This is a genomic window from Streptomyces laurentii (assembly GCF_040635425.1).
Classification (GTDB): domain Bacteria; phylum Actinomycetota; class Actinomycetes; order Streptomycetales; family Streptomycetaceae; genus Streptomyces; species Streptomyces laurentii.
In genome coordinates, this window is record NZ_JBEYHT010000048.1 from 48,531 (window position 1) to 65,145 (window position 16,615).

At 72.6% G+C, this 16,615-nt stretch carries 17 protein-coding genes and 1 pseudogene; 8 read left to right on the forward strand and 10 right to left on the reverse strand.

From position 1 onward, the window contains the following. Positions 1-30: 30 nt before the first annotated feature. The gene (locus ABZ693_RS25960) at positions 31-330 is read right to left on the reverse strand and encodes a hypothetical protein (protein ID WP_359881735.1); all 300 of its coding nucleotides are present in this window, start codon (positions 328-330) and stop codon (positions 31-33) included. A 337-nt stretch (positions 331-667) separates the two neighbouring features. Between ABZ693_RS25960 and ABZ693_RS25965 the strand changes: the two genes are divergently transcribed. Next, a complete protein-coding gene (locus ABZ693_RS25965) occupies positions 668-1,306 on the forward strand; it encodes a glycoside hydrolase family protein (RefSeq protein ID WP_359881738.1) in 639 nt (212 codons plus the stop codon). 25 nt (positions 1,307-1,331) lie between these two features. Next, positions 1,332-1,484, forward strand: coding sequence for a hypothetical protein (locus ABZ693_RS25970; protein ID WP_359881740.1), 153 nt, complete (start codon positions 1,332-1,334; stop codon positions 1,482-1,484). A gap of 96 nt (positions 1,485-1,580) precedes the next feature. On the opposite strand, the gene ABZ693_RS25975 is transcribed toward ABZ693_RS25970, so the two are convergent. Continuing rightward, positions 1,581-2,273 carry a nitroreductase family protein gene (locus ABZ693_RS25975; RefSeq protein ID WP_359881743.1) on the reverse strand — a complete coding sequence of 231 codons (693 nt, stop codon included), beginning with the start codon at positions 2,271-2,273 and terminating at the stop codon, positions 1,581-1,583. A 106-nt stretch (positions 2,274-2,379) separates the two neighbouring features. Beyond that, positions 2,380-3,363, reverse strand: coding sequence for an RNA polymerase sigma factor SigJ (sigJ, locus tag ABZ693_RS25980; protein ID WP_359881747.1), 984 nt, complete (start codon positions 3,361-3,363; stop codon positions 2,380-2,382). A gap of 106 nt (positions 3,364-3,469) precedes the next feature. Here sigJ and ABZ693_RS25985 point away from each other — a divergent pair, with 106 nt between their 5' ends. After that, positions 3,470-3,847, forward strand: coding sequence for a hypothetical protein (locus ABZ693_RS25985; protein WP_359881749.1), 378 nt, complete (start codon positions 3,470-3,472; stop codon positions 3,845-3,847). A gap of 93 nt (positions 3,848-3,940) precedes the next feature. Here the strand turns inward: ABZ693_RS25985 and aceB are convergent, their stop codons facing one another. After that, a complete protein-coding gene (gene aceB / locus ABZ693_RS25990) occupies positions 3,941-5,572 on the reverse strand; it encodes a malate synthase A (RefSeq protein ID WP_359881752.1) in 1,632 nt (543 codons plus the stop codon). Positions 5,573-5,842: 270 nt separating this feature from the next. Continuing rightward, on the reverse strand, positions 5,843-6,484 hold the full coding sequence (locus ABZ693_RS25995) for a nucleotidyltransferase family protein (RefSeq protein WP_435842541.1): 642 nt from the start codon (positions 6,482-6,484) through the stop codon (positions 5,843-5,845). A gap of 194 nt (positions 6,485-6,678) precedes the next feature. Here ABZ693_RS25995 and ABZ693_RS26000 point away from each other — a divergent pair, with 194 nt between their 5' ends. Then, complete coding sequence (locus ABZ693_RS26000) at positions 6,679-7,035, forward strand: DUF5955 family protein (protein WP_359881757.1); 357 nt, start codon at positions 6,679-6,681, stop codon at positions 7,033-7,035. A gap of 49 nt (positions 7,036-7,084) precedes the next feature. On the opposite strand, the gene ABZ693_RS26005 is transcribed toward ABZ693_RS26000, so the two are convergent. The 4 genes from ABZ693_RS26005 to ABZ693_RS26020 all read right to left on the reverse strand — a co-directional run bounded on the left by ABZ693_RS26005 (position 7,085) and on the right by ABZ693_RS26020 (position 11,263). Further along, positions 7,085-7,711: a response regulator gene (locus ABZ693_RS26005; protein ID WP_359881760.1), complete on the reverse strand. Its 627-nt coding sequence runs from the start codon at positions 7,709-7,711 to the stop codon at positions 7,085-7,087. A gap of 3 nt (positions 7,712-7,714) precedes the next feature. Continuing rightward, positions 7,715-9,073, reverse strand: a complete 1,359-nt coding sequence (locus tag ABZ693_RS26010; protein WP_359881762.1) for a sensor histidine kinase — start codon at positions 9,071-9,073, stop codon at positions 7,715-7,717. A 189-nt stretch (positions 9,074-9,262) separates the two neighbouring features. Beyond that, positions 9,263-9,658 carry a hypothetical protein gene (locus tag ABZ693_RS26015; protein ID WP_359881764.1) on the reverse strand — a complete coding sequence of 132 codons (396 nt, stop codon included), beginning with the start codon at positions 9,656-9,658 and terminating at the stop codon, positions 9,263-9,265. 15 nt (positions 9,659-9,673) lie between these two features. After that, entirely contained in the window at positions 9,674-11,263 is a 1,590-nt protein-coding gene (locus tag ABZ693_RS26020) for a Kelch repeat-containing protein (RefSeq protein WP_359881767.1), read from the reverse strand. Positions 11,264-11,589: 326 nt separating this feature from the next. Here ABZ693_RS26020 and ABZ693_RS26025 point away from each other — a divergent pair, with 326 nt between their 5' ends. Both ABZ693_RS26025 and ABZ693_RS26030 read left to right on the forward strand, forming a co-directional pair. Beyond that, on the forward strand, positions 11,590-12,705 hold the full coding sequence (locus ABZ693_RS26025; RefSeq protein ID WP_359881770.1) for an ABC transporter permease: 1,116 nt from the start codon (positions 11,590-11,592) through the stop codon (positions 12,703-12,705). Further along, positions 12,702-13,448 carry an ABC transporter ATP-binding protein gene (locus tag ABZ693_RS26030; protein ID WP_359881773.1) on the forward strand — a complete coding sequence of 249 codons (747 nt, stop codon included), beginning with the start codon at positions 12,702-12,704 and terminating at the stop codon, positions 13,446-13,448. The genes ABZ693_RS26025 and ABZ693_RS26030 overlap by 4 nt, the downstream gene beginning before the upstream one ends. A gap of 126 nt (positions 13,449-13,574) precedes the next feature. Here ABZ693_RS26030 and ABZ693_RS26035 read toward each other — a convergent pair whose 3' ends face one another. Beyond that, positions 13,575-14,384, reverse strand: a complete 810-nt coding sequence (locus ABZ693_RS26035) for an IclR family transcriptional regulator (protein ID WP_359881776.1) — start codon at positions 14,382-14,384, stop codon at positions 13,575-13,577. Between the two features lie 465 nt (positions 14,385-14,849). On the opposite strand from ABZ693_RS26035, the gene allB reads away from it, so the two are divergent. Beyond that, positions 14,850-16,184: an allantoinase AllB gene (gene allB, locus ABZ693_RS26040; RefSeq protein WP_359881779.1), complete on the forward strand. Its 1,335-nt coding sequence runs from the start codon at positions 14,850-14,852 to the stop codon at positions 16,182-16,184. A 186-nt stretch (positions 16,185-16,370) separates the two neighbouring features. After that, positions 16,371-16,615, forward strand: a pseudogene (locus tag ABZ693_RS26045) (esterase); the annotation flags it as partial.

Below are 16,615 nucleotides of genomic sequence, written 5' to 3' on the forward strand. Positions count from 1 at the left end.
GACTCCGTGTGCCCGCTTTCCGGCATGCCGTCAGAACGGGTGTGTGGATTCCTGGGGGGACGGACCGCGCAGGGGTGCGGTCCGTCCGCTCTCGTCCGGAAGGGTCAGCCGGTCCCAGTACTGCGGCACCAGCACCGCGCCGCAGGAGACCACGGCGAACCCCTCCAACTCGGAGTGCGTGGACAGCGCGCGACGGCAGACCGCGAGGGCGCCGCGTTCCGCGACGGCGAGGGAAGGCGCGGTGAGATAGAGGCCCACGACCGGGCCGCCGGCGGCGTCGGAGTGGACGCTGACGTGCTCCAGCCCTTCGCCTTCGCGGCCGCAGCACATGAACAGGGGTACCCTCTCGGCGGACGGCTCTGCCCCGTCAGGGGCTCGGAGTCGGGCGTGCACGAGATACATGGGCTCCATCCTTGCCGCCCCTTCCCCCGCAGCCCAGGGCCGTGCGAAGGACGGTTTAGGACGCGGCAGGAAGTGACCACGTGACTCATGTGGAGACGTGTGGTTTCCTACCCGGGCACATGTCTTAGTACCGGGGGAGTTCTCGACCCCGGACGAACAGACACGACTGCTCGCCGCCGGAATCCGTGCCTCGGCCACTCCTCGGCGCAGCGACCGGCTGTTACCCGGCGCCCCCGCCAGTACCACGCCCCACGGGGCGATCGACGTGCAGAACGGCGCCGCCGGTGTCCTGTACGCGCTGCACGCCACCGGCCAGTCCGTCGACGACGAGTGGATCAAGTGGCTGGAGAAGGCCTCGGTACGCCGGGCCGCCACCGCGCCGCTGGGGCTGTTCGACGGGCTGCACGGCATCGCGACGGTGCTGGATCTGCTCGGCCGCCGCGACGAGGCGACCGACTTGCTCGACCGCTTCGGCACCCGTGAACTGCCCTCGGGGCTCGATCTGTTCACGGGCCTGCCCGGCATCGGCATCTCCCTGCTGGGGTTCCACCTCCGCACGGGTGACGCCGGCTATCTGCGCCGGGCCGAGCACGTGGCCGTACGGGTTGCCGACGCGCTGGCCGAGCATCCCCGCGAGAGCGCCGACCTGACCAGGGGCGTGGGTGGAGCGGCGCTCCCGCTGGCACGCATGTACCAGCACACCGCGGAGGACACCTACCTGGAGCAGGCCAGGCGGGCGCTCGTCGCCGGCAGGAAGCGGTCCGCGTCAGCTTGGACAGTACGCTCATCGGAGACGGGTGCAGCTCCGTTGGAGGGACTGGCTGAGCTGGAGCTTTGGCAGGACGATCACGCGAGGTGCGGCTGCCCCTCGGTCGAATGCCGCAGGTGGCTCCACCAGCCGTAACCTAGAGCGGCTGGACGATCGCCACTTGGGCCGACTGGCTCAGGCACGTGCCGTCCTCACGCGCGACGCGCCGGCCGATGACGACGACGGTCGACTGGCCGCCTACCCGGCCGCCCCGGACGTCGACCGCGCTCGCACCGTCTGGCGGGCCGAGGTCAAGACACCGCTCGGCTCCTGACCCCGGCCGGTGCCTCCGCCGCGCGGCATTCTGACGCCGAGGCATCGCGTGTCTCGGCGTCAGAATGCCCTGAGCCGCGCGCCGCCTTCACCACGGTCAGAGGCGCACCATCACCTGCTCCAGGGGCTTGCGGCGGAGGTCGGGGACGCGGGCGTCCTCGGCCGGGTAGCCGACGGGGATGACGTAGGCGGCCCGCTCCTCCGGCGGGCGGTCGCAGACCTCGTTCAGGAAGCGCATCGGGCTCGGGGTGTGGGTGAGGGTCGCCAGACCGGCCTGGTGGAGCGTGGCCAGGAGCAGGCCGACAGCGATGCCGACCGATTCCTTGGTGTAGTAAGGGCGCGGTGTGTCCGGCCCCTTGTGGACCTCGAAGACCACGATCACCGCGGGCGCGGTCTCCAGGAACGGCTTGCTCCAGTCGGTGCCCAGCGGTGCCAGGGCCTCCAGCCACTCGGCCGAGGCGCGCCGGCCGTAGAACTCCCGTTCCTCCGTCTCGGCGGCCTCGCGCAGGCGCCGCTTGCGCTCGGGGTCGGTGAGGACGACGAAACGCCACGGCTGGACGTGCGCCCCGCTTGGCGCGGTGGCGGCGGTACGGATCGCCCACTCCACCACGCCCTCGGGCAGCGGGCGGTCGCTGAAGTCGCGCACGGTACGCCGGCGGGCCATCACCTCGTGGAAGGTGCGGGCCCGTTCCTCGGCCTCCCCGGCCGGGACGGCCAGCGGCCGGTGCGGGACGGTGGGGTACGCGGTGCCGACGGCCGGTGCGCCGTTCGGCTCATTGGTCTGGTCCATGTGCGCAGCAGAGCACGCCGAGCGGCCCGCGGTAAACAGCGGATCCGGCACAACCGGAGGCGGCCGTCTCGGAGAGACGCCGTGGCGGCGGCCCCCCGGGTGGCCGCTAACGCCCGGAATACAGCCCCCAGTTGTCCGCCGCCCGCGCCCACGGCCCCAGCTTCTCCGGGTTGCGGACCACCCAGATCCGGGTGATCCGCCCGTCGGAGACGTCGAACGCGGCCACGGTCGCGACGACTCCGTCGCGCCGGGCCACCAGGCCCGGTGTGCCGTTGACCGGCCGCTCCAGGAGCTCGAGCCCGGGAGCCTTGTCGGCGATGGCCACCATGTACTGGGCGATCCGCGCGCCCCCTTCGACCGGGCGCAGGACGGTGCCGACGAGACCGCCGCCGTCCGCGGTCATCACCGCGGCCGGGTCGAGGAGTCCGACGAGGGCGGGGATGTCCTTCGTCTCCCACGCCTCCTTCACGTGCCGTACGACGTCGGCCCGTTCGGCGGTCGCGCCCAGGGCGCCGGTCGCGGTCGCGGGGGCGGTGACGGCACCGGCCCGCCGCCGGGCGGAGGCGGCCAGCTGCTTGCAGGCCGCGGGGGTCCGGTCGAGAACGCCGGCGATCTCGGTGAACGGATAGCGGAAGACGTCGTGCAGGACGAACGCGACCCGTTCGGCGGGCGTCATCGACTCCAGGACGACGAGAAAGGCCATGCCCACCGACTCGTCGAGGACGATCAGGTCCGCCGGGTCCGCGGCGCCGGCCGGGCCGGCGCCGCTCGTGCGGCCGTCCTCGGTGTGGTCGGGGAGCGGTTCGGGCAGCCACGCGCCGACGTAGCGTTCCCGGCGGGCCCGCGCCGAACCCAGCAGGTCCAGGCAGATCCGCCCGGTCACCGTCGTCAGCCAGGCGCCGGGCGACCGGATCTCCTCCCGCCGCCCGTGCGGCAGTCCGTACCAGCGTGCGTACGCGTCCTGGACGGCGTCCTCGGCCTCGGTCACCGAGCCCAGCAAGCGGTAGGCCACGTTGACGAGTTGGTGCCGCTCGCCGGCGACCCCGCCCGCGCCGACGCCTCCGCCCGCGCCGGTGTGCCCGAATGCCATGCCCCGCCCCCGCCTTACCTTTTCCGGTCCCGCTTCGTCGGACGGGTGAGACCCTATCGATCCCCTGCCCGACGACGATGACGCGGGCGGAAAAGAGGACTGTGACATGGCCACCCAGGTGACGGCGCCGGCGCGCCGAGGACTCTCGTTCCTGCGGATCGCGATCGCCCTGCAGACCCTGACCATCTTCCTCCAGGCGGTCTCCGCCGGGCTGTTGCTGACGGCCTCCTACGGGGAGACGCTGCACAGCGTCGGAGCCCGGGTGATGTACGCGGCGACGATGCTGTACGTCCTCGCGGCCGTCCTGGCGTGGAAGCCGGGCGGCGGCTCGCCCCGGCCCATCGGGTACGCGTCGGGCTTCCTGGTCCTCGCCTCGGCGCAGGTCGTGCTCGGCGTGCAGCACGTCCCGGCGGTCCATCTTCCGCTGGGCGTCCTGATGTTCGGCCTGAGCTTGCTGGCGCTGGCTCGGGTGGCCCGGCGCTGAGACGCGCCGGCCGCCCCACACGCGACGGCGGGCCCCACCCCGTACGGCACCGGGAGGGGGCCCGCCGTCCTGCGCGCGGGGATCGGGGCAGGGTCAGCCGACGAGCTGCTCGTACGCGGGCAGCGTCAGGAAGTCCGCGTAGTCCGCGTCCAGCGACACGTGCAGCAACAGGTCGTGGGCCTGCTGCCACCTGCCGGCCGTGAACGCCTCCTCGCCGATCTCCGCGCGGATCGCGGCCAGTTCCTCGGCGGCGACCTCGCGGGCCAGTTCCGGCGTCACCTTCACGGTCTCGCCGGCGCGCTCGACCTCCACGCCCGCGTTGATCCACTGCCAGATCTGCGAACGCGAGATCTCGGCCGTGGCCGCGTCCTCCATCAGGTTGAAGATGGCGACCGCGCCGAGGCCGCGCAGCCACGCCTCGATGTAACGGACGCCGACCTGGACGGCGTTGCGCAGTCCCTCGAAGGTGGGGCGGGCTTCCAGCGAGGCGATGTCGATGAGTTCGGGGGCGGTGACGTGGACGTCCTCGCGCAGCCGGTCCTTCTGGTTCGGCTTGTCGCCGAGCACCGCGTCGAAGGAGGCCATGGCGATCGGCACCAGGTCCGGGTGGGCGACCCACGAGCCGTCGAAACCGTCGCCCGCCTCACGGTCCTTGTCCGCCTTGACCTTCTCGAAGGCGACCTTGTTGACCTCGGCGTCCTTGCGGGACGGGATGAAGGCCGCCATGCCGCCGATCGCGTGCGCGCCGCGCTTGTGGCAGGTGCGGACGAGGAGTTCGGTGTACGCGCGCATGAACGGGGCCGTCATCGTGACCGCGTTGCGGTCCGGCAGCACGAACTTCGCCCCGCCGTCACGGAAGTTCTTGACGATGGAGAACAGGTAGTCCCAGCGGCCCGCGTTCAAACCGGCGGCGTGGTCGCGGAGTTCGTAGAGGATCTCCTCCATCTCGTACGCGGCCGTGATGGTCTCGATGAGGACCGTGGCGCGGACGGTTCCTTGCGGGATGCCGACGTAGTCCTGGGCGAAGACGAAGACGTCGTTCCAGAGGCGGGCCTCCAGGTGCGACTCGGTCTTCGGGAGGTAGAAGTACGGGCCCTTGCCGAGGTCGATCAGCCGCCGGGCGTTGTGGAAGAAGTACAGGCCGAAGTCGACCAGCGCGCCGGGGACCGGGCGGCCCTCGACGGTCAGGTGGCGCTCGTCCAGGTGCCAGCCGCGCGGCCGCATGACGACCGTGGCCAGCTCCTCGGCCGGCCCCAGCGCGTACGACTTGCCGGACCGCGGGTCGGTGAAGTCGATGTTCCGGGTGTACGCGTCGGCCAGGTTGACCTGACCGAGGATCACGTTCTCCCAGGTGGGCGCCGACGCGTCCTCGAAGTCCGCGAGCCAGACACGCGCGCCCGAGTTCAGCGCGTTGATCGTCATCTTGCGGTCGGTCGGGCCGGTGATCTCCACCCGCCGGTCGTTCAGGGCCGCCGGCGCGGGCGCCACCCGCCAGGAGTCGTCGGCGCGGATCGCCGCGGTCTCGGGCAGGAAGTCCAGGGTGGACGTACGGGCGATCTCGGCGCGCCGCTCGGCGCGGCGGGCGAGCAGCTCGTCACGGCGCGGTGTGAACCGGTGATGCAGCTCGGCCAGGAAGGCGAGCGCGTCGGCGGTGAGCACCTCCTCCTGGCGGGGCAGGGGCTCGGCTTCGACGACGACCGGGGAGGACGGCGCTGGTGCGGACATGAACTGTCACTTCCTTCAGCGGACTTCGCGGGCGGTGCCAGGCGGCCGCCGGCCGGGGAAGGCGGCTCGCGGTGCCGCCGTCGGAGCCGGGATTCGGCCGCGGACGCCGGTCCGGGGGACCGGGCGCCTCTAGGAAATGGATACTAGTTTCCTCATGGTGGAAGTTCAATGGTTTGTTGATGTCGAGAATCTTCGGGTCGACACATCGGAGCCGGCGTGGTTGGGGTCGAGCCGGTGCGGTGGCGCGCCGGGAGTCCGTGACCGGGCCGTTCACTCCAGTCTCGCGAGATCCGCCTCGGTGTCGATGTCGTAGGGCTCGGCCACATCCGAGCAGTCCACGAGCGTGATCGCATCCCGGTGCGCCGCCAGATACCCCCGCGCCCCCTGGTCCCCGACCGCCCCCGCCGCGACCCCGGCCCAGTGCGCCGCGCCGAACAGCACCGGATGCCCGCGCCGCCCCCCGTACGAGGCCGCCGCCAGGGTGCCGCGCCCCCGGTACGCCGCGCGGACCCGGCCCACCGCCACCGCCCCGATCCCCGGCTGGTCCACCAGCGACACCAGGACCGCGTCGAACCTGCCGGAATCCTCGTCCAGCGCGGCGAGCCCCGCCCGGAGCGACGACCCCATGCCCTCGGTCCACCCCGGGTTGTCGACCAGGACGCACCCGGGCAGCCGCGCCTTTGCCCGTACCCGCTCCGCCGCCGCGCCGAGCACCACGTACACCGTCGCGCAGCCGCCCTCCGCGAGCATCCGCGCCGCGTGCTCGACGAGCGGCCGGCCGCGGTGCGGGAGCAGCGCCTTCGGGCGCCCGCCGAGCCGCCGGCCGCCGCCGGCCGCGAGCAGCAGCCCGGCGATCCGGGGCGCCGCCGACGGGGCCGTCGTCACGTGGGGTTCTGTCGTCTCATCCGTCATAGGGGAGTGCATACCGCATCAGGAGCGGACCACTCGGATGCCTGAAAGTCGGTACGCGTTCTGGCGCGCCGGGCGAACGAGGGAGTTAACTGGCCCGCAACCCCGGACGCCCGGCCATCGCCCGACCGCCGGCCGAACGGGACCGGCACAGGAGCGTGCACGAAGGGGGTGGGGCACCCCCTGGGGGGAGAGCCGTGTTGCGAAGTGTGGGGCAGCGGCCGGTGGCCGCCGACGGTGTGGATCCGCGCGTGGCCGAACTACGGGTCGCCGTCGCCCGGCTCAGGCGTGAACTGGCCGGGAACCGGCAGGAGTTCGCCGACCGGGTGATCGCGGAGGACGAACTGGCCGCTCTGGACGCGATGGCGTTGAGCGGCATTCCGGAGGTGTGGCGGCTGCGCCGCTCGCTGCTGCTGATCGCGGGCGCGGTCGGCTCGGTCAGCGCGCTCGCCGAGGGCCTCGCGGCCGTCCGGCGCGCCGTCGAACTCTTCGGCCTGTCGGACCAGGCTCCGGCCCAGCCTTCCCTGCGGCACCCGGGGCGGCCGGCGCCGTAGCCGCGACCCGTGCCGCCGTCGCGGGGCGGTTGATCAGCATCGGCGCTGATCAGCGTCGGATGAGACGGCGCGCGGTCGCCGCCGCGACCGCCGCCGTCCGGGAGTCCACGCCCAGCTTGGCGAACACGTGCACCAGGTGGGACTTCACCGTCGCCTGGCTCAGGAACAGCGCCTTGCTGATCTGCTGGTTGGACAGACCCTCGCCGACGAGCTGGAGGACCTCCAGCTCGCGCTTGGTCAGCGCCTCCGCCGGGGTGCGCATCCGGTCCATCAGCCGGTGCGCGACCGTGGGGGCGAGCGCCGACTGCCCGGCGGCGGCCGTCCGTACGGCCGCGGCCAGCTCCTCCGGCGGGGCGTCCTTCAGCAGGTAGCCGGAGGCCCCGGCCTCCACCGCCGCCAGGATGTCGGCGTCGGTGTCGTACGTGGTGAGGACGAGCACCCGCGGCCCACCCGGTACGGCGGTGATCGCGGCGGTCGCCTCCGAGCCGTGCATCCCGGCGCCGAACTGGAGGTCCATGAGGACGACGTCCACACCCCCGGCGGCGGCCAGCTCGACCGCGCGCTCGGCCGTCGCCGCCTCCGCGGCCACGGTGAAGTCCGGCTCGGTGTCGAGGACGGCGCGCAGCCCGGCCCGTACCACCGGATGGTCGTCGGCGAGCAGGAGTCGGATGGTCATGCGTCAGGCTCCGGTCGGCAGGACGGCGGCGGACGGGGAGAGGGGCGGCGACGACGCGCCGGACGGGGAATCGGGGGCAGGGGATCCGGTGGCCGGTGCATCGGAGGCCGAGGAGGCCGAGGAGGCCGAGGAGGCGGAGGAGGCGGAGGAGGCGGAGGAGGCGGAGGAGGCGGAGGCGGAGGGAGCGGTGACGGGAAGCGGCAGGGAGACCGCCACGGCCGTACCCTGCCCCGGCGCGGACTCGACGGTGAACGCGCCGCCCAGCGACTCCGCGCGCGACCGCATCGCCGGCAGACCGAAGCCGCCCTCCGCGGACGGCCGGACGGGACGCGGGGCAGCCGGGTCGAAGCCCGCACCGTCGTCCACCACGTCGAGCGTCACCGACCCGGCCATGAACGACAGGGTGATCTCCGCCCGAGAGGCCGCGGCGTGCCGCACCGTGTTGGCCAGCGCCGACTGGGCGATCCGCAGCAGCGCCACCTCGTACGGGGTGGGCAGCTCGACCGGCGTCCCGCTCACCGAGAAACGCGCCCGGGGTCCGCCCGTGCCCTCCGGTCCACCCGTCGTGCCGCACAGCCGTTCCAGCGCCCCGGCGAGCGAACCCTGCTCCAGGTCCGGCGGGGCGAGGGCCCGGACGAAACGCCGCGCCTCCGCCAGGTTGTCCTGCGCCGTCTGCCGCGCTCGGTCGATGTGCCCCGCGGCCGGCGATCCCTCCGGCAGGGTGCGCTCGGCGGCCCGCAGCAGCAGCTGGATCGAGGACAGTCCCTGCGCCAGCGTGTCGTGGATCTCCCGGGCCAGCCGCTCACGCTCCGCCAGCGTCCCCGCGTGCCGTTCGGCCGCAGCCAGCTCGGCGCGGGTCGAGATCAGCTCCTCGATCAGCCGGCGCCGCCGCTCGCTCTCCCGGTACAGGGCCTGGTAGCCCAGCACGGTCGCCACCGCGACCGCCGCGCCGAGCAGCGGCCCGATGAAGACCCCGGGGTTGAGCGCGGCCCCGTGCCGCACGTACGACAGGATCGCCGCGCCCGCCGTGAGCGTCACCGCCGGCAGCGACCAGCGCGCGGGCAGGAGGTGCAGTTGGAGGAAGTAGAGCGGGAAGGCGAGCCACAGCCCTTCCGGTGTCAGCCAGAGCAGCGTCAGCCAGGCCAGGCACAGGGCCGTCAGCCAGACCGCCGCGGCCCGCTGAGACCGCCGTACGGCGGGCAGCAGCGCCCCCGCCGCGTAGACCGCCCCCGTCACGACGGCCGCGGCGACCCCGCCGGCCGCCTGCGCGCGCAGGGCGGCGAGGCCCAGCAGCGCCGCCATCAGCAGATGCAGGCAGAGACGCAGGGCGCGCAGGGCGGGGGTCAGTGAGCGGGGATCCATGGTCCTTCCAGGGTAGGCGCAGGGGAGCGGTGGACCGGACAATCCGGACTCAATCGAAAGTTTGAACGTTGCTCCCCCGGTGCCGGAGCCCCTGATCGGCCCTTTCATCGGTCAGGGGCTCTCGTCGGCTCTTGCCGGCCGGCACCCGCCCGCGCTCCACGCCCCGGGGTGCGCTCGGGTTCAGGGCGCTCAGGTCAGGAACTTCCAGCATCGGATGCTGGAGACGTTCCCGTTGTCCTGCCAGTTCACCTCGACGCGGTTCGCGGCGAAGGCGATCTGCATCGCTCCCTGTTCGTCCTGGGCCGTGAGGGTGCCGAGCCCATGCCAGTTGGTGCCGTCGTACATCCACAGGGAGCCGTAGACGTAGCCGAAGTAGTGGTCGGTGAAGAACGTCTTGCTCACGGCGTTCCCGGCGGCCGTCGCGGCGAGCGGCGCCAGGCCCTCAGGTGCCGTCGGGCGCTCGGGCGGGGGTGGAGTGGGCTCGGGTGTGTTCCGCGTGCTCTCGTGCCGCTGCTCGGCGGCCTGCCGCCGCATCGCCTTGTCGAGCTTCTTCAGCACTTTCGGGCTGGGTCCGGTGACAGTCATGCCGACCGCCTGCTTTCAGTAGGACTTCCATGCGCGCGCGCCGTTCAGCGTGAGATTGCTCCACCATGCGTTGGCGCTTGTCGCGGCGAATACTTGCTGGGCCATGCCGGCCAGTTCCTCGGGTGTCGTCGAGCGTCCGTACCACTTCCCGTCGACATATGCCCAGATGAAGGAATTTCCTCCGAACTGGTGATCGACGACGATGTAGGTGGCCTGTCCCATTCCCTTGTCGACGACGACGGCGACCTCGTCCGAGGCGATGCCGTTGGCCACGGCCGAGAGCCGGTAGTCGCCCAGCGGCAAGGAGGCCGGCACCGAGAAGATCGTGGAGACCGAGGTCGCACCCGTGGCCACACCCATGGTCGAGTGGCCGTAGGTGCGGCAGTACGTGACCGTTCCGTTCGACGGGTTGCGCAGCCGCACCAGGGGATAGTTGGTCGCCATCTGTGCGTCGTCGCCGTAGCTGACGGCCTGCGACAGACCGTTCAGCTGTGTTCCGGTGAGACGGTAGTCGGAGCCCGGGATCACGTCCGCCGGGATCTGGGTGACGGTCGGCCGCCACGCCGCCTGGGGACCCGGATCGGGCTGATAGACGTACACGGCCTGGGTTCCGGCGGCGTACAGCACCTCGCCGGTGGGCAGGAGGAGCATCCGCCCCGTGTAGATGCTGGTGTTGGCGTTGGGGGGATCGGCCACAGGGATGAGGCTGGTGCCGTCGTACTCGAAGAACATCGCCTGGGTCGGATAGTCGCCCGACGTGTCCCCCGCGGGACCCGCGGTGCACAGGACGCGGCCGTTCGGCAGCAGGCAGCCCGGGGCGTCTTTGGCCTTGAGCAGCCTGCCGGAGGCGTCCTTGGGGAAGTCCGGGCCCGCGGCCCAGCTGCCGGTGCCCGTGCTGTTGCCCGGCGGGGTGTAGACGGCGGTGTGACCGGTGGCACCCACGGCGAACACATGGCCGTCGGGCCGAAGGAGGGCCGGTCCGATCTCGATGGACGAGGACTGGACCAGGTCGACGGGCGTGCTTCCCGCGCTCACCCAGGTGCCGCTGGCCGGAATGTACCGTTCGGCGGCCGGGTGGTTGGAGCACTCGGCGGTGAGGACCGAACCGTCGGGCAGCAGGGTCCAGGTTTCCTCGCTGGACGCGGACGCCTTGTTGCCGGTGGCCGTCCACGTGTTCGTGACCGGGTCGTACACGGCGGTCCTGGAGTCGTTCAGGTATCCCATCAGCAGGCGGCCGTCCGTCAGCAGACAGGCGGGCGCGTCACCGACGTGTCCCCAGCCGGGGTTGCCGATGGACGTCCAGGTGTTGGCGAGGGGACTGTAGATCTCGACGCGATCGGTGTCACTGCCGGCGTCGCTGTACTCGCCGCCGGCGACGATCACCCGGCCGTCGCGCAGAACGGCGGACGCGTAGTACAACCGGCTGTTGTGCATGTCGGCCAGAGCCGACCAGGTGCCGTTGGTGTAGCTGCCGGTGGCGTCCGGGGTCAGACGCCACCAGTGCACGGTGTTCTGCGCCTGACACATCACCGTGCCGTCGGTCAGCAGCAGCATCGTGCTCGCTTCGAACGTGGGCTGATGCGTCAGGGCATGCCAAGTTCCCATGATCCGGCCTCCTGCCGGATTCGCGGGACGCGGACCCGCCCGCCGGGCTTCCGGAAACCGGAAGGCAAGCTCGTTCGCCGACGGGCGTCTCGCGCCTCTGAACGTGTTCTGCGCCGAACCTTGAAGGTGCCGGGATCTCCACGCGCCGGCCGCAAAGGGTCTCTCCCACCATTCCATGCTGTCGCCCTGGCACTGTCAAACGGGCGTGAGGCGAGGAGGCATTCGGGTGCCGGGGCGGGTGATCCGGCGGGTCAACCGAAAGTTTGATGACGGGGCCACCCGTGGCGCGATGCCCGCGGGGGCCCCGGGCGAGCAGGCTTGGCCTCATGTTCGTGGCATGGAGAGACCTGCGATTCGCCAAGGGGCGTTTCACCTTGATGGGCACGGTGATCGTCCTGATCACCCTGCTCGTCGGACTGTTGTCGGGACTGACCGCGGGGCTCGCCCGCGAGAACATCTCGGCGCTCACCGGCCTGCCCGCCGACCGGCTGGCCTTCGCCGCGCCGCCCGACGGTCAGTCGGTCTCGTTCACCAACTCGACCGTCACCGCCTCCCAGTGGCGCGCCTGGGCCGAACGCCCCGGCGTGGAGAGCGCCGCGCCACTCGGCATCCGCACCCTCAACGGCGTGGCGGGCGACCGCACCGCCGCACTCTCCGCCTTCGGTACGGAGCCGGGCACGGGCCTCGCCCCCGAGAGCGGGCGGCTCGGGCCGGGCCGGGCGGTGCTGTCGGCGTCGGCGGCGGAGGAGCTGGGCGTCACGACCGGGGACCGGGTGCGCCTCGGCCCGCTCACGGTCACCGTCGCGGCGATCGCCGGGGACGCCTCGTACAGCCACACGCCCGTCGTGTGGACCTCCCTCGACGACTGGCAGAAGATCGGTGTCCCCGGTGTCCCCGGTGTCCCCGGTGGCAGCGGCGGCGCGGGGGCCCGGGAAGCGCAGGCCACCGTGATCGCGCTGACCGGCTCCGGAGCCGACTGGGCGGCCGGGGACCGGGCCGCGGGCACGGCGGCGCGGACCGTCGACGAGGCGCTCGGCGCCATAGGGTCGTACCAGGCCGAGAACGGCTCGCTGCAGCTGATGCGCGGCTTCCTCTTCGTCATCTCCGCGCTGGTCATGGGCGCCTTCTTCACCGTCTGGACCATCCAGCGCAGCGCCGATGTCGCCGTCCTCAAGGCGCTCGGCGCGTCCACCCCGTACCTGCTGAAGGACGCCCTCGGCCAGGCCGTGGTGATGCTCGGCGCGGGCACTCTGCTCGGCACCGGGTTCGCCGTCGGCATCGGCGCGCTGATCAGTGGCGGCGACGTGCCGTTCGTGCTGGGGCCGCTGACTGTGCTCGGCCCGGCCGCCGTGATGATCGTCCTCGGCGTCATCGGTTCCGCCCTGTCCATCCGGCGGATCACCGCCGTCGACCCCCTGACCGCACTCGGGAGTGCCCGGTGAGCCTGCTGCTCGACGATGTGACCCTGACCTACCCGGACGGCGACGGCCGGCTCACCGCCCTCGACGCGGTGTCCCTGAACGTGCCCGCCGGCACCCTCACCGCCGTCGTCGGCCCGTCCGGCTCCGGCAAGTCCAGCCTCCTCGCGGTGGCCGCGACCCTGGTCACCCCGGACCGCGGCCGGGTCGTGGTCGCCGGTACCGACACCGGGCCGCTCGGCCCGGCCGCCAAGGCGGAGCTGCGGTGCGAGCGGATCGGCATCGTGTTCCAGCAGCCCAATCTGCTGCCCTCGCTCAGCGCCCTCGAACAGCTCCAGGTGATGGCGCACCTCTCCGGACGCAGCCCGCGTTCCGTACGCGGCCGGGCCCTGGACCTGCTGGACGCGGTGGGCCTCGCCGACCAGGCGCACCGCCGGCCCCACCAGCTCTCCGGCGGCCAGCGTCAGCGCGTCAACATCGCCCGGTCCCTGATGAACGAGCCGGGCGTCCTCCTGGTCGACGAGCCGACCAGTGCCCTGGACCACGAGCGGGGCGCGGCCGTGATGACCCTGCTCGCGCGGCTGACGGAGGAGCGGGGGACGGCGACGGTCCTGGTCACCCACGACCGCGCGCACCTGGGACGGGCCGACCGCACGGTGACGGTACGGGACGGACGGCTCATCGAGACCCCTGACGGGACCTCCGCCGAGACCCCCACCGAGGCCACCCGAACCGTCGACAGCGGAGCGGCGGACCTGACGGTCTGACGGTCTGACCACGCGGACCGCACCGGACCGCACGTATACAGAGGCGTGGATACGGGCGAGGGGCGCCCGGAACCGACCAGGTTCCGGGCGCCCCTCGCTCCTCGTGTACGGACCGGGGCCGGCCACTCAGTTCTGGGCGCCGCCCGAGGTGGTCGCCAGCGCCGCCGACAGCTCCCGCGCGACCTGCTGGAGGATCGGCACGATCTTCTCGGTCGCCGCCTCCGTGACCCGGCCGGCCGGACCGGAGATGGAGATGGCCGCCGCGGTGGGGGAGTCGGGCACCGACACGGCCAGGCAGCGGACCCCGATCTCCTGCTCGTTGTCGTCGACCGCGTACCCGCTCTCGCGCACCACGGTCAGGGCGTCCAGGAACCCGTCGGGCGTGGTGATGGTCCGCTCGGTGGCGGCCGGCATGCCGGTACGGGCGAGCAGCGCCCGCACCTCGTCGGCCGGGGTGTGCGCGAGCAGCGCCTTGCCGACGCCGGTCGAGTGCGGCAGCACCCGGCGGCCGACCTCGGTGAACATGCGCATGGAGTGCTTGGACGGCACCTGGGCGACGTACACGACCTCGTCGCCGTCGAGCAGGGCCATGTTCGCGGTCTCGCCGGTCTCCTCGACGAGCCGCGCCAGATACGGGCGGGCCCAGGTGCCGAGCAGCCGGGAGGCGGACTCGCCGAGCCGGATGAGGCGGGGGCCGAGCGCGTAGCGGCGGTTGGGCTGCTGGCGCACGTAGCCGCAGGCGACGAGGGTGCGCATCAGCCGGTGGATCGTCGGGAGCGGCAGGCCGCTGCTGGCGGAGAGTTCGCTCAGCCCGACCTCGCCGCCCGCGTCGGCCATCCGTTCCAGGAGGTCGAAGGCGCGCTCGAGGGACTGGACGCCACCGCTCGCGGCGGCGGGCTTGGCGGCGTCGGTGGCGCGGGCGCTGGACGTCGGCACGGCAACGGTCCTTTCGGGGCAGGCGGGCAAGGCAGCAGCCTACCGGGCGCCCGGGCCGTGCACACGGCCCAGGTCCCGGCGTCCGGGCCGGTCAGCGGGGCTTTCGCCCGCGGCCGGCGGCTGCCCGGAGGGGTCCTGGTCCACCCCTCGGCGGCGGAGTCGCGTTCTACTGTACGAAATTCCCCTTCCGCTTCACGGAAATGTAGAGGGTTGCGGTTTTTGTGCGACGACCGGGGAGGCGACCCCTTGACGGCCGGTGGCGGGGTGCGCAGACTCCTTCAACAGTTCGTTGAAGTTTGGTGAAGCCGCCGGAAGTCGTCAGAAGCCGTCAGAAGTCGTCAGTAGCCGTCGAAGTTCGTCCCGTCCTGCTCCGCGGAAGAAGCAGGACGAAGGAACGAAGAAGTAGACGAGTAGACGAGCAGACGAGCAGACGAGTAGACGAGAAGAAGAGGAGAAGGGGTACGGGTGGACGTCAACCTGGTCCTGCGCTCGACACGCGTCATCACTCCCGAGGGAACCCGCCCGGCGTCCATCGCCGTGGCCGGCGGGACGATCGCGGCCGTACTGCCCCATGACGCCGAGGTGCCGGCCGGCGCCCGCCTGGAGGACGTCGGCGATCTCGCCGTCCTGCCCGGCCTCGTCGACACCCACGTCCATGTGAACGACCCCGGCCGCACCGCGTGGGAAGGCTTCTGGACCGCCACCCGCGCCGCGGCCGCCGGCGGCATCACCACCCTGCTCGACATGCCGCTCAACTCGCTGCCGCCCACCACCACCGTCGACCACCTGCGCGTGAAGCGGGACGTGGCCCGTACGAAGACGCACGTCGACGTCGGCTTCTGGGGCGGCGCCCTGCCCGACAACGTCAAGGATCTGCGTCCTCTGTACGACGCCGGCGTCTTCGGCTTCAAGTGCTTCCTGTCGCCGTCCGGCGTCGACGAGTTCCCGCAGCTCGACCAGGACCGGCTGGCCGCCTCGCTCGCCGAGCTCGCCGCCTTCGACGGCCTGATGATCGTGCACGCCGAGGACCCGCACGAACTGGCCGCCGCCCCGCAGAAGGCGGGCGCCGCGTACACCGACTTCCTCGCCTCCCGGCCGCCCGCCGCCGAGAACACCGCCATCCGGAACCTGATCGACCAGGCCCGCCGGCTGCGCGCCCGCGTCCACGTCCTGCACCTGTCCTCCGCCGACGCGCTGCCGCTCCTCGCCGCCGCCAAGGCCGAGGGCGTACGGATCACCGTCGAGTCCTGCCCCCACTTCCTCACCCTCACGGCCGAGGAGATCCCGGACGGCGCGACCGAGTTCAAGTGCTGCCCGCCCATCCGCGAGGCCGCCAACCAGAACCTGCTCTGGCAGGGCCTCGCCGACGGCACCATCGACTGCGTCGTCTCCGACCACTCCCCGTCCACCGCCGATCTGAAGACCGGCGACTTCGCCTCCGCCTGGGGCGGCATCTCCTCCCTCCAGCTCGGCCTGCCCGCGATCTGGACCGAGGCCCGCCGCCGCGGCCACAGCCTGGAGGACGTCGCCCGCTGGATGTCCGCGGGCCCGGCCCGGCTCGCCGGCCTCGACCGGAAGGGCGCCATCGCGGCGGGCCGCGACGCCGACTTCGCAGTCCTCGCCCCGGACGCCGCCTTCACCGTCGATCCCGCCGGCCTCCAGCACAAGAACCGCGTCACGGCCTACGCCGGCAAGACCCTCCACGGTGTCGTGACGGCCACCTGGCTGCGCGGCGAACGGGTGTACGACCGGGGGGTACTGACCGAGCCGGGCGGACGGTTGCTGGTGCGCGGGGACTGACCGGGGGACCGGCCGGGGGCCGACCCGGGCGGGGCGGAACGGGACGTACGAGGTCTACGGGGAGCGGGGCGGCCCGCACGCGCCGGCACCGGCCGGACGCGGCGTCGATGGCACACCCGTTTCCCGACCTCTGTTTCCTGGTACGGAAGGCATCACCCGCACCGCGAACGCCGAGGAGCCAGCCCCGTGTCCGAGTCCTCCCCCCGCCCCGTCCTGGAGCCTGCCGCGCAGGCCTTCGCCGAAGCCACCTCGACCCGGCCGTACCTGTTCGAGCTCGGTCCGGCCGAGGGCCGCAAGGTCGTCGACGACGCGCAGTCGGGCGACATCGACAAGCCTGCGGTCGACGAGGAGTGGGTCACTGTCCCCGGTGGTCCGACCGGTGAGGTCCGGGCCCGGATCGTCCGGCCCGCCGGCGCCACCGGAAGTCTGCC